Origin of the sequence: Sulfitobacter sediminis, from assembly GCF_040811725.1 — a bacterium.
In the GTDB taxonomy this organism is placed as follows: domain Bacteria; phylum Pseudomonadota; class Alphaproteobacteria; order Rhodobacterales; family Rhodobacteraceae; genus Sulfitobacter; species Sulfitobacter sediminis.
In genome coordinates this window covers 79,706-92,523 of record NZ_JBFNXX010000006.1, presented here as the reverse complement: position 1 = coordinate 92,523, position 12,818 = coordinate 79,706, and the positions used below count along the sequence as shown (strand labels likewise).

Annotated in this window: 12 protein-coding genes; 9 read left to right on the top strand and 3 right to left on the bottom strand. The window is 62.5% G+C overall.

Going from position 1 to position 12,818, the window contains the following annotated elements:
- Positions 1–112 precede the first annotated feature (112 nt).
- From AB2B41_RS09840 to AB2B41_RS09805, 8 genes are all read left to right on the top strand, one after another.
- The gene (locus AB2B41_RS09840) at positions 113–685 is read left to right on the top strand and encodes a helix-turn-helix domain-containing protein (protein WP_367877609.1); all 573 of its coding nucleotides are present in this window, start codon (positions 113–115) and stop codon (positions 683–685) included.
- Complete coding sequence (locus AB2B41_RS09835; protein ID WP_367877608.1) at positions 685–1,305, top strand: LysE family translocator; 621 nt, start codon at positions 685–687, stop codon at positions 1,303–1,305. Before AB2B41_RS09840 ends, AB2B41_RS09835 begins: the two co-directional genes overlap by 1 nt.
- A gap of 1 nt (position 1,306) precedes the next feature.
- The gene (locus tag AB2B41_RS09830) at positions 1,307–1,678 is read left to right on the top strand and encodes a GFA family protein (RefSeq protein ID WP_367877607.1); all 372 of its coding nucleotides are present in this window, start codon (positions 1,307–1,309) and stop codon (positions 1,676–1,678) included.
- 11 nt (positions 1,679–1,689) lie between these two features.
- A complete protein-coding gene (locus AB2B41_RS09825) occupies positions 1,690–4,137 on the top strand; it encodes a GcvT family protein (RefSeq protein WP_367877606.1) in 2,448 nt (815 codons plus the stop codon).
- Positions 4,134–5,015 carry a homocysteine S-methyltransferase family protein gene (locus AB2B41_RS09820; RefSeq protein ID WP_367877605.1) on the top strand — a complete coding sequence of 294 codons (882 nt, stop codon included), beginning with the start codon at positions 4,134–4,136 and terminating at the stop codon, positions 5,013–5,015. Before AB2B41_RS09825 ends, AB2B41_RS09820 begins: the two co-directional genes overlap by 4 nt.
- 12 nt (positions 5,016–5,027) lie before the next feature.
- Positions 5,028–7,472 carry a GcvT family protein gene (locus tag AB2B41_RS09815; RefSeq protein WP_367877604.1) on the top strand — a complete coding sequence of 815 codons (2,445 nt, stop codon included), beginning with the start codon at positions 5,028–5,030 and terminating at the stop codon, positions 7,470–7,472.
- 69 nt (positions 7,473–7,541) lie between these two features.
- Positions 7,542–8,465, top strand: coding sequence for an EamA family transporter RarD (gene rarD / locus AB2B41_RS09810; RefSeq protein WP_367877603.1), 924 nt, complete (start codon positions 7,542–7,544; stop codon positions 8,463–8,465).
- A 32-nt stretch (positions 8,466–8,497) separates the two neighbouring features.
- Entirely contained in the window at positions 8,498–9,145 is a 648-nt protein-coding gene (locus AB2B41_RS09805) for an RluA family pseudouridine synthase (protein ID WP_367877602.1), read from the top strand.
- A gap of 4 nt (positions 9,146–9,149) precedes the next feature.
- On the opposite strand, the gene AB2B41_RS09800 is transcribed toward AB2B41_RS09805, so the two are convergent.
- Positions 9,150–9,785 carry a class I SAM-dependent methyltransferase gene (locus tag AB2B41_RS09800; RefSeq protein WP_367877601.1) on the bottom strand — a complete coding sequence of 212 codons (636 nt, stop codon included), beginning with the start codon at positions 9,783–9,785 and terminating at the stop codon, positions 9,150–9,152.
- Positions 9,786–9,928: 143 nt separating this feature from the next.
- Positions 9,929–11,356: an aldehyde dehydrogenase family protein gene (locus tag AB2B41_RS09795; protein ID WP_367877600.1), complete on the bottom strand. Its 1,428-nt coding sequence runs from the start codon at positions 11,354–11,356 to the stop codon at positions 9,929–9,931.
- Positions 11,357–11,496: 140 nt separating this feature from the next.
- Between AB2B41_RS09795 and AB2B41_RS09790 the strand changes: the two genes are divergently transcribed.
- Positions 11,497–12,150: a peroxiredoxin gene (locus AB2B41_RS09790; RefSeq protein WP_367877599.1), complete on the top strand. Its 654-nt coding sequence runs from the start codon at positions 11,497–11,499 to the stop codon at positions 12,148–12,150.
- On the opposite strand, the gene AB2B41_RS09785 is transcribed toward AB2B41_RS09790, so the two are convergent.
- Positions 12,147–12,818: a hypothetical protein gene (locus AB2B41_RS09785; protein WP_367877598.1), complete on the bottom strand. Its 672-nt coding sequence runs from the start codon at positions 12,816–12,818 to the stop codon at positions 12,147–12,149. The two genes, AB2B41_RS09790 and AB2B41_RS09785, sit on opposite strands and share 4 nt — an antisense overlap.

Genomic DNA, 12,818 nt, shown 5'->3' with positions numbered 1-12,818 from the left:
GACAGGCTGATGACAATCGGGAAGCACTCTCGCGCTTTCGTGAAATAATTCTGGATTTTTTCACGCGACTCACGCACTGTGAAAATCAGGGGCAGATTTTCACGTGGCCATGATGCAGCACAGCAGACCAGAAGGGCCGGATACGCTCGGTGCGGACCTGCGCGCCCTGCGCAAGAGCCGTGGCCTTACGCTCAGCGATCTGGGCGACAGGCTGGGCCGCTCCGTCGGATGGCTCAGCCAGGTGGAGCGCGATATTTCGGAGCCGTCCATCACCGACCTGCGCCACATCGCGGCGGCGCTGGATGTCTCGGTCTCGATGCTGTTCCGGCACGAGGCCGCACCGGCGCATGAGGCCGGCTACGTCGTGCGCCGCCACGCGCGACGGACGATCGGCAGCCATGTGGCAGGGTTGATCGAGGAACTGCTTTCCCCGGACCTGACAGATGATTTCGAGATGGTCCATTCCACCTTCCAGCCCCACAGCAGGATCACCGATACCGTCATCCGCCCCACGCAGGAGGTCGGCTATATTGTCGAAGGTCGCCTCGACATCGAGATCGCGGGCACCACGCACCATCTCGATCCCGGCGACAGCTTTCGCATCCGGGGCGAACCTTTTCGCTGGTCCAATCCCCATGACACGCCCGCCGTGGCGATCTGGGTCATCGCGCCGCCGGTCTACTGATGAGCTTCGAGGGGTGGATCATATTCGCGCTGTTCTGGGTGGTCTTCGTCACCACGCCGGGGCCGAATGCCGTGAACTGCATCACCAACGGCATGACGCTGGGCTTTCGCCGCGCGCTCGTCGGAGTGCTGGCGATCCTCACGCAGGCGACGCTGTTCCTGATCCTTTCGGCCTTCGGCGTCACCGCGCTGATCGCGACATCCGAGACCGCCTTCGCGGTTGCCAAGTACATCGGGGTAGGCTTCCTGATCTATCTCGGCATCCGGGGCTGGATCATGGCGCGCACCCCGCCGAAGGTGGAGGCGCGGCCGGCGCGCCATGTCTATCTCCATGCGCTCGCCATCGCCACGATCAACCCCAAGTCGGTCGCGGGCTACCTCGCCGCCTTTTCGCAATTCGTGCAACCCGACGTGCCGATCTGGCAGCAAATGGGGGTCATCGTCCCAACCGCGCTGACCATCACCGCGCTTAGCTATACCACCTTCACGGCACTTGGCGCAGGCATCGGCCGCGCGGCACTGGGAGCGGTCTTCAACGTCTGGTTCCGCAGGCTGATGGCCTTCTGTTTCGTGATCTACGGCGTGCTTCTCGGCAGCGCCGCAACCCCGGGGAGGGCCTGAGATGCTCAAGGGAAGCTGCAACTGCAAGGGCGTCGCCTTTACCGTCGAACCGCTTCCGGGCAGTTCGGCCTGCCACTGCGGACAGTGCCGCAAGCAGTCGGGTCATCACTGGGCCTCTGCCGAAGGCCGGGTGCAGGACTTCTCCATCAGCGGAGAGGTACGGTGGTACGCCGCAAGCGGTAGCGCGAAACGCGGCTTTTGTCCCACCTGCGGCTGCTTTTTGTTCTGGAAACACAATGATGAGGAAAAGATGAGCTTTTCGCTTGGTGTTCTCGACGGGCCGACCGGCCTGCGGCTGCAAAAGCACATCTTCACCGCCTTCAAGGGCGACTACTACGACATCGCTGACGGCCTGCCGCAGCGCGAAAACTAGGGAGAACAAACATGGCGGATTTCCCCACAACGGCCCGCGTGGTCATCATCGGCGGCGGTGTCGTCGGCACCTCGACGCTTTACCATCTGGCCAAGGCAGGTTGGACCGATTGCGTGCTGCTCGAGAAGAACGAATTGACGGCAGGCTCCACCTGGCATGCGGCGGGTAACGTGCCCAATTTCGCGGGTTCCTGGGCCGTGATGAACATGCAGCGCTATTCGGCGGCCATGTACCGCACGCTCGGTGAAGACGTGGATTATCCGATGAACTACCACGTCACCGGCTCCATCCGGCTGGCCCATTCCAAGGAACGGATGATGGAGTTCGAGCGCGTTGCCTCCATGGGCCAGTATCAAGGCCTCGACATGGCGGTCTGCACGCCGGAAGAGCTGAAGGAACGCCACCCCTTCATGGAAACCCATGAGCTGAAGGGCGGCCTATGGGACCCCCTCGACGGGGACATTGACCCTGCGCAGCTGACGCAGGCCATGGCCAAGGGCGCGCGCGATTTAGGCGCGCGGATCGAACGCTTCTGCCCGGCAACAGGCATCGACCGGGACGGCGACGAATGGATCGTGAAGACCGACAAGGGGGATATTCGCTGCGACTACGTCGCGAACTGCGCGGGCTATTACGCGCAACGCGTGGGAGAATGGTTCAAACCCTTCGGTGGCCGGACCGTGCCGATGGTCGTCATGTCCCACCAGTATTTCCTGACCGAGCCGATCGCCGAGTTGGAAGCCTGGACCAAGGAGAAGGGTCACAAGGTGCCGCTTTTGCGGGATGTGGATGTCTCCTACTACCTGCGGCAGGACAAGTATGGCCTGAACCTCGGCCCCTACGAGCGCAACTGCAAGGCCCATTGGGTTACACCCGACGATCCGATGCCCGAGGACTTCAGCTTTCAGCTTTATCCCGATGATCTTGAGCGGCTGGAGTACCAGATGGAGGATGCGATGGCGCGGGTGCCGATCCTTGGCAGCGCAGGGATTGGCCGCAACATCAACGGGCCCATTCCCTATGCGCCTGACGGCCTGCCGTTGCTCGGCCCCATGCCCGGCGTGCGCAATGCCTTTGAAGGTCATTGCTTTACCTTCGGCATCGCCCAGGGCGGAGGCGCGGGCAAGGTGCTGTCTGAATGGATCATGCACGGCGAGACCGAGATGGACATGTGGGCCTGCGATCCGCGCCGCTATACCGACTACACCGATCACGACCATTGCCTCGCCAAGGCGCTGGAGACTTACGGCCACGAATACGCCATGCACTTCCCGCATCACGCCTGGCCTGCGGGGCGCGACAAGAAGCTGTCGCCGGTCCATGACAAGATCATCGCGGCAGGTGGCCAGATGGGGGCTTACAACGGCTGGGAACGCGCGAACTGGTTTGCGAAAGCTGGCGACGATATCTCCGAGGAAGCGACCCAGACCTGGGACCGCAACGGCCCATGGGCGCAGCGCATCAAGGAAGAGGTCGAGGCGGTGCGCGATGGCGTCGGTGTGCTGGACCTGCCGGGGTTCTCGCGCTTCAACCTGAGCGGCGAGGGTGCCGCTGGGTGGCTACAGAGCCGCATCGCCGGGGCGCTGCCCAAGGTGGGCCGCATGAACCTTGCCTATTTCCCCGACAGCCGGGGCCGCATCCTGACCGAGATGTCGATCCTGCGGCACGGTGACGATCACTTCACCCTGATCACCGCAGCCACCGCGCAATGGCACGACTGGGACGTGCTGGCGCGGCATTTGCCCGAGGGGCTAAGCCTGTCAGATCATACGACGGAGTATTCGACACTGATCGTCACCGGCCCCAAATCCCGCGCCCTCTTCGAGGAACTGGGAACCGAAGCGGACCTCGCTGCCCCTTGGCTGACAATCCAGCAAGCCAAGGTCGCAGGCATCGGTTGCGCGCTGGCCCGGGTGTCCTTTGCCGGGGAGTTGGGCTGGGAAATCCATGCCGCAAACACGCACATTCCCGCGCTCTACGATGCCGTAACCGGTGCAGGGGCCAAGCCCTTTGGCATGTGGGCGCTCAACTCCATGCGGATCGAGAAGGGGTACCGTGCATGGAAGGGTGATCTCTCGACAGACTATTCGCTGCTGGAGGCGGGACTGGAGCGTTTCGTGAAGCTCGACAAGCCGCAGTACTTCCCCGGAAAGGCGGCGCTCCTTTCCGAAAAACAGCAGGGCAGCAAGAAACGCTTCGTCACCCTCATCGTGGATGCGGGCGATCAGGACGCGCCCTACATGTCGACGGTCTGGCACGGCGGGGAGGTCGTGGGCGAAACCACGTCAGGCGACTGGGGCTACCGCGTGAACAAGTCCGTGGCGCTGGGAATGCTGCGCACGGATGTGGCCACGCCGGGCACCGAGGTCGAGATCAACATCTTTGGCAAGATGTGCAAGGCGACTGTGCAGCCTGACCAGCCGCTGTGGGACCCCGAAAACGAACGGCTGCGCGCATGACCGAGATCACGCTACTGGACGGCGGCATGGGTCAAGAGCTTGTCCACCGTGCGGGGGACCGGCCGACGCCGCTCTGGTCCACGCAGGTCATGCTGGATCATCCCGGCCTGGTCACCGATGTGCACCGCGACTTCACCGAGGCCGGGGCGACCGTGGCCACGACCAACACCTACGCCATTCACCGTGACCGGCTGGAGGGCACGGGGCTGGAAGAGCGGTTCCGCGACCTGCATGCCATGGCCTTGGCCGAGGCAAGGGTGAGTGGGGCAAAGCGCATCGCGGGGTCCATCGGTCCGCTGCGCGCCTCCTACCGTCCCGACCTGCATCCCGATGCCGATACCGCCGCGCCGGTCTATGCCGAGATTGCCGCGATGATCGGCCCCTCCTGCGATCTCTTGATCTGTGAAACCGTTGCCTCCGTTACCCATGCCGAAGCCGTCCTGCGTGGCGCTGCGGTCGCGGGCAAGCCCATCTGGCTGGCGCTGACCGTCATGGACACCGACGGCACACGCCTGCGCTCGGGCGAACCACTTGCCGATGCGCTGCCTTTTGCCAAGGCCGCCGCCAGCGCCGTGCTGATCAACTGCTCGGCTCCCGAGGCGATTCCGGCGGCGCTCGACGTGCTGAAAGACAGCGGCCTGCCTTACGGGGCCTACGCCAACGCTTTCGAGCAGATCACCGAGGATTTTCTGAAGGAAAAGCCCACGGTCGATTCCCTCCAGAAACGCCGCGACATGACGCCCGAAGCCTATGCCGAACACGTCATGGGCTGGGTCCGACAGGGCGCCACCATCGTCGGCGGCTGCTGCGAGGTCAGCCCCGCCCATATCGCCGAGATCGCCCGCCGCCTGCGCGCGGCGGGACATACCATCGTCTGAAGGAATTCCGGAATGGCAGACATCCCCTCTCACGCGCGCGTCGTCATCATCGGCGGCGGCGTCATCGGCTGTTCGGTGGCCTACCACCTGACCAAGCTTGGCTGGCAGGACGTCGTCCTGCTGGAGCGCAAGCAGCTGACCTCAGGCACCACGTGGCATGCTGCGGGCCTAATCGCGCAGCTGCGCGCGACGGCGAACATGACCAAGCTCGCCAAGTATTCGCAGGAGCTCTACGGCAGCCTTGAAGAGGAAACGGGCGTTGCCACCGGCTTCAAGCGCGTGGGCTCCATCACCGCTGCGCTGACCGATGAGCGGCGTGAGGAGATATACCGCCTCGCCGCCATGGCCCGTGCTTTCGGCGTCGAGGTGGAAGAGATCAGCCCGAAGGAGGTGAAGGAGAAGTATCCGCATCTCAATATCGAGGGTGTGACCGGGGCGGTCTATCTCGACAAGGACGGACAGGGGGATCCGGCGAACATCGCGCTGGCCATGGCCAAGGGGGCGCGGCAGCGCGGCGCGAAGGTGATCGAAAGGACCAAGGCCACCGGCGTGACGCGCGAGGGGCGGCGCATCACCGGTGTCGATTGGGATAACGGCAACGAACGGGGCCATATCGCCTGCGAGATGGTCGTGAACTGCGGCGGCATGTGGGGGCACGAGGTGGGCCGGATGCTGGGCGTCAACGTCCCACTACAAGCCTGCGAGCATTTCTACATCGTCTCCGAACCCATCGCCGGTCTCAGCCAGCTGCCTGTCCTGCGCGTCCCCGACGAATGCGCGTACTATAAGGAAGACGCGGGCAAGATGATGCTTGGGGCCTTCGAGCCCCATGCGAAACCCTGGGCGCTGAATGGCATCCCCGAGGATTTCGAATTCGACCAGCTCCCCGAGGATTTCGATCATTTCGAGCCGATCCTGGAAATGGCCGTGAACCGCATGCCCATGCTGGGCGAGGCGGGGATCCATACGTTCTTTAACGGTCCCGAAAGCTTTACCCCAGACGACGCCTACCACCTCGGGCTTGCGCCCGAGATGGACAACGTCTGGGTCGCCGCCGGGTTCAGCTCCATCGGTATCCAGTCCGCAGGTGGCGCGGGCATGGTACTGGCGCAGTGGATGGAGGACGGACAGAAGCCCTTCGATCTAGGCGACGTGGATATTTCCCGCATGCAGCCCTTTCAGGGCAACAAGACCTATCTGGCGGAGCGGTCCAAGGAAACGCTCGGCCTGCTCTACGCCGACCACTATCCCTACCGCCAGAAGGCCACAGCGCGTGGCGTGCGGCGCACGCCGTTTCACCAGCATCTCAAGGAGCGCGGCGCGGTCTTTGGTGAGCTTGCGGGGTGGGAGCGGGCGAACTGGTATGCGAATGCGGGGCAGGTGCCGGAGTATGAATACTCTTGGAAACGCCAGAATTTCTTTGACAATGTCGCAGCCGAGCACATGGCTGTACGGCAGAATGTCGGGATGTACGACATGTCGTCTTTCGGCAAACTGCGGGTCGAGGGACCGGATGCCGAGGCTTTTCTGAACTACATCGGTGGCGGCGATTTCTCGGTTCCAGTGGGCAAGATCGTCTATACCCAGTTTCTCAACCCCAAGGGCGGGATCGAAGCCGATGTAACTGTCACGCGCCTGTCCGAAACGGCCTATCTGGTTGTGACCCCAGCCGCTACGCGGCTGGCTGACCAGACCTGGATGCAGCGGCACGTGGGCGATGACCGCGTGGTGATCACCGACGTCACGGCGGGCGAAGGGGTGCTTGCAGTCATGGGCCCGCGCAGCCGGGAGCTTTTGCAAAAGGTCTCACCCAACGACTTCTCGAACCGGGCGAACCCGTTCGGCACCGCGCAGGAGATCGAGATTGGCATGGCGGTGGCCCGCGCCCATCGCGTCAGTTACGTCGGCGAGCTGGGCTGGGAGGTCTACATCTCCGCCGACATGTGCGGCCATGTTTTCGAGACACTGGCCGAGGCGGGGGAGGATATGAACCTCAGGCTCTGCGGCATGCACATGATGGATACCTGCCGGATCGAGAAAGGTTTCCGTCACTTCGGCCATGACATCACGCCGGAGGACCACGTGCTGGAAGCGGGCCTTGGTTTTGCGGTCAAGACCGACAAGCCGGACTTCATCGGTCGCGAAGCGGTGCAGCGCAAAAAGGACGAAGGGCTCAAGGCCCGCATGGTGCAGTTCCGCCTCACCGACCCCGAGCCGCTGCTCTATCACAACGAACCGGTGCTGCGGGATGGGCAGATCGTGGGCTTCCTCAGCTCCGGTGCCTATGGGCATGCGCTGGGCGGGGCTATCGGTATGGGCTATGTCCCCTGCGAGGGAGAGAGCGCGGCGCAGGTGCTCGCGTCCTCCTACGAGATCGACGTCGCGGGCACTCGGGTCCGTGCGGAGGCATCGCTCAAACCCATGTATGACCCAGCGGCTGAACGGACAAAAGTGTAGCGGGTACAATGTAAGGCTTTTCATCATAACGCCGTTTGGCCTACCCCTTTGGCCGAACGGAGAGACCCCATGCGCAACCCCGACAGCCTGAACAGCCAGAAAGCGAATGAGGACACTCCGCAGGGTCTGGCCTATGCGATCACGGCTTACGGCATATGGGGGTTCCTGCCGCTTTACATGAAGCTGCTGTCGCACATGCCCCCTGCCGAGGTTGTGGCGCATCGCATCCTGTGGTCGATCCCCATTGCCGCCGGCGTCCTGATTGTCCTGCGCCGCACCGATGCCCTGCGCGAGGCGCTGCGTAATCCGCGGATGCTGGCCATGGGCGCGGTGACGGCGGCGCTGATCTCGGTCAACTGGGGCATTTACGTCTGGGCGATCGCCACCGGACATACGCTTGATGCTTCACTGGGATATTATATCAATCCGCTGTTCAGCATCTTTCTGGCCGCTGTTCTTCTAGGTGAGCGGCTGACACCTGCGCAGATGGTTGCCATCGCACTGGCCGCCTGCGCGGTTGCAATCCTGGCCTGGCAGGGCGGGGGCGTGCCATGGGCGGCGCTTGGCCTGACCTTTTCCTGGGGCCTCTACGCGCTGGCGAAGAAAAGCCTGCCCATCGGCCCCAACCAGGGTTTTCTGCTGGAGGTTCTGATCCTGATGGCACCCGCCCTCGGATACCTGCTCTACCTCATCGCCACCGGTCAGTCCCATTTCAGCCTCAGCCTCGACCGGAACAGCCTGCTGCTGATCGGCTGCGGCCTGGTGACGGCAATTCCGCTGATGATCTACGCGAACGGCGCAAAACTGCTGCGGCTCTCGACCATTGGCATCCTGCAATACATCGCTCCTACGATGATTTTTCTCTGTGCAGTTGTCGTCTTCAAGGAACCCTTTGGGCAGGCCCGGATGATTGCCTTCCCGATGATCTGGGCCGCGCTCGTGATCTATTCCTGGTCCATGCTGCGCCAGATGCGCCGCGCGAAGGTGGGTTGAAAACCCACCTTACTTCTGGAACGAGGGCGGGCATGGACGACACCTACGATCCCCCGCAGGACCCGCTGGTCATTCTGCACGAAGACGCCGACGTGCTGCTGGTCGACAAGCCGAGCGGCCTTCTTTCCGTGCCAGGCAAGGGGGAGCACCTGAGCGATTGCCTGCTGACCCGCGTGCAGGCGGTATTTCCCCAGGCTCTGCTGGTGCACCGGCTGGACCGGGATACCTCGGGCGTGATGATCTTTGCCCTATCGCCTCATGCGCAGCGCCACCTTGGGCTGCAGTTCGAAAAGCGCATGACGCGCAAGAGCTACGTCGCCCGCGTCTGGGGCGTCCCGCAGGAGAAATCAGGGCTGATCGACCTGCCGCTGATCGTCGACTGGCCCAATCGTCCCCGGCAGATGGTCTGCCATGAGACCGGCAAGCCAGCCCAGACCGAATGGAAGCTTCTGCGCCACGACGACCAGACCGCACGCATCCGCCTTGTTCCAAGAACCGGGCGCAGCCACCAACTCCGGGTGCACATGCTTGCACTGGGCCACCCGATCCTCGGCGATCCCTTCTATGCGACTGGTCCGGCCCGCGACTTCCCACGCCTCATGCTGCATTCAGAGGAGTTGCGCTTCAAACACCCCGATGGCGGACGGTCGATGAAGGTGCGCGCCAAGGTACCTTTCTGAGCGCTCAAAGTTTTTTGTAGCAATTCCCCGACGGGTCCAGCTCGCGCACCTTGCGTGAGCTTTGCAACCGCTCGGTGTTCAACCCGATGATGATCGCGCCGGGCTTCACCCCGTCGATCAGATATTCCTCGAAGTCGCGCTGCATCTTGTCGTCCGAGAACGGGCGATAGAAGATCAGATCGAAGCCGCGATAGTCGAAATCCATCGCATCGTTGACAAAGACATCCTCGCCCAGCCCGTAGATCCGCTGCGCGACCTCGATGTACTCGGGGACGATGTCAAAGCCTACCGCCTTGACGATGGGCAGCGCCTGCTGGTTGCGGAAGATGTTGAGGTTCCGACCGATACCGCAGCCGATCTCGACCAGAGACAGCGGCCGGATGGGCTGTTGCGAGTGTTTGAAATCCGGATCGTCGGGCAGGACAGTGGCCAGTTCCTGAATGATCTCGATCAGGCCGCCCAGATCATAGGGGATGTACTGAAAGAGACCCTCCGCGCCCTCGATGGTAGGCACCGCCCACTGATCGGGCGCCTCGAGCGCGGCGGTCATGATTTCGCATCTGGTCAACATCTCGAGGTAACGCTTCCTAATGTCATCGAGGTCTTCGATGAAGCGTTCCATCTCGTAGGATGATGTCATTTGAAGCACCCCGCTCTCCAGTCCGGGTCAGCATCCCCTTTGCCATGCCGCCTGTAAATACCAATGCGCGCGAAGCTTTGGGTGGAAAAGAAAAAAGGCCGCCCGGCTGGGGCGGCCTTTCATGTGGAACAAGGTCGGCAGCCTTACTCGGCAGCCCAGCCCGACACGGCCTTGACCTCGAGGAACTCCTCGATCCCGAAGACACCACCCTCGCGTCCGTTGCCGGACTGCTTGTAGCCGCCAAAGGGCGAGCCCATGGCAAAGCCCTGACCATTGGTCTCGACCATGCCCGACCGCAGGCGGCGCGCCACTCGGCGGCGCTTTTCGGTGTCCTGGGTCTGGACATAGTTGGTCAGACCATAGGGCGTATCGTTCGCAATCTGGATCGCCTCTTCCTCGGTCTCGAACGGAATGATCGACAGCACGGGGCCAAAGATTTCCTCGCGCGCGATGGTCATGTCGTTTGTGACGTCGGCAAAAACCGTGGGCTTCACGTAATAGCCCCGGTTCAGCCCGTCAGGACGACCAAGGCCCCCTGCCACCAGCCGTGCTTCCTGCATGCCCTTCTCGATCAGGCCCTGGATCTTGTTGTACTGCACTTCGGACACAACTGGCCCGATGTGGCGACCCTCTTCCGAGGCAGGGGCGACGCGGGTGTTATTGGCCACATCCGCCGCTGTTTCCACCGCCGCATCATAGCGCGACTTGTGCACCAGCATCCGCGTCGGCGCGTTGCAGGACTGGCCGGAGTTCTGGAAGCAGTGGATCGCACCGCGTTTCACCGCCTTCTCGTCCGCGTCCTCGAAGATGATGTTGGCACCCTTACCGCCCAGCTCAAGGCTCACGCGCTTGAGCGTATCTGCGGCGGCCTTGGAAATGGCGATGCCCGCGCGGGTCGAGCCGGTGAAACTCACCATATCCACGTCCGGATGCGAGGAAAGCTGCGTGCCGACGCCTGCACCGTCCCCGTTCACGAGGTTGAAGACGCCTGCTGGGAAACCCGCCTCGTCCATGAATTCAGCAAAGAGGTGACCAGAAAGCGGCGCGACCTCGGAAGGTTTCAGAACCACGGTGCAGCCTGCGGCAATGGCCGGAACGACCTTGAGCACGATCTGGTTCATCGGCCAGTTCCACGGCGTGATCAGCGCGCAGACACCGATGGGTTCACGCAGCGTCTTTTCGGTCGGGGTGTAGTCTTCCTCGAACGAGAAATCCTTGAGCGCTTTGAGGAAACCGCGCATGTGCCAAGTGCCGGCACCGACCTGGTTGTTGCGGCTCATGTCGATGGGTGCGCCCATCTCGAGCGACATGGCCTGTGCCATCTCTTCCTTGCGCGCGTCATAGACGTCGGCCAGCTTTTCGACCAGCGCGATGCGGTCCTCAAGCGGCGTCTGCGACCAGCTGTCAAAGGCTGCACTCGCGGCGGCGACGGCGGCATCCGTGTCGGCCTGATCGCCGAGGGAAATGACCGCGCATTGCTCTTCCGTGGACGGGTCGATGACCGCGAAATCATTGGGCTTAGCGGGGGCGACCCACTTGCCGTTGATATAGAAATCTCGTTTTTCGAGCATGGTGTACTCCCTGTTCCTGTTCGCCCGGACTGGGCGGAACATCCTTCTTTTTGCATATGCGCCCCGGCGCACGGGGATGCAAGTGCGTCCGCGACACCTTACATAGCAGCCTAGGACGTTTACCAGAAAGGAGTCCCGCCATGGGTTTGCGCATCAACGACACTATCCCCGACCTGACGGTCGAAACCGATCAGGGCACGTTTTCCCTGCACGAATTTGTTGGCGACAACTGGGCGATCCTGTTCTCCCATCCAAAGGATTTCACCCCGGTTTGCACCACCGAATTCGGCGCCGTCGCGCAGCTTGCTGACGAATGGGAAAAGCGCGGCACCAAGGTGATCGGCGTCAGCGTCGACGGGGTCGAGGACCACAAGAAATGGAAGGGCGACATCGAAAAGGTCGCAGGCACCAAGGCCGGTTTCCCGATCATCGCCGATGACGGTCTGGAGGTGTCCAAGGCCTTCGACATGCTGCCCGCCGAAGCCTACCTTCCCGATGGCCGCACGCCGAACGATTCCGCGACCGTGCGCTCGGTCTTCATCATCGGTCCCGACAAGAAGCTCAAGCTGTCGATGACCTATCCGATGACCGTCGGCCGCAACTTTGCCGAGGTGCTGCGCGCGCTGGACGGTCTCCAGACTTCCACGAACAAGGGCGTCGCGACACCGGCCAACTGGAACGTGGGCGACGATGTGATCATCCCGACGGCGGTCTCTGACGAGGATGCAAAAGCCAAGTTCGGGGAATTCACGACCGTGCTGCCCTACCTGCGCACGACGAAAGTCCCGAGCTAGAACAGGCCGAACCGTTTCTTGCGGGGCGCCATGACCTCCAAGTATCTCTGGAAGTCGTGGCGTCCCGCAATGGTCCCCTCGGCGACGGCGCAGAAAAGGTCGACCGAGCTTTGTTTGCGCGACTGGAAGAGATGGAAGAATTCCATCTCGCCATAGAAGGTCCCCACACCGAAAACCCCCTGATCGGCAAGCGCCCACTTCGGCTGAATGGCAAAGCGGGGCGGGATCAGCGCGACCGGGATATCGCGCTCATTGGCGAGGTCCGTCAGCACCTGCGCCACGTCGCGGGTATCGGTACGGTCCAGCCGTGGCTCGCCAAAATCCTCATAAAGATTGCCAGGCAAGGCCATGAACATCGGTCCTGCGTAGATGCGGTTGGGGTCCTTGTGATTGGCAACCTGCGACAGCCCCACCAGCGCGCCCTTTCGCGCCTGACCGACCATCCTGTCAAAGGCCTCGCGGGACAGGGGAAAGGCGTCGATGTCAGCGATCACCACCACATCTTCATCGGACGCCTTTGCAAGAGTGCGTTCCAGCCACGTCGCATGGGACAGGCTGTTATCGAGGCACTGGTTCAGCGCGATCCCGAAATGATCGAACACCCGCGCCTGTGCGTCGACCAGGCGGGCGGGAATATTGTTTCGGTAGAAACTTTGAACTGTGGGCAC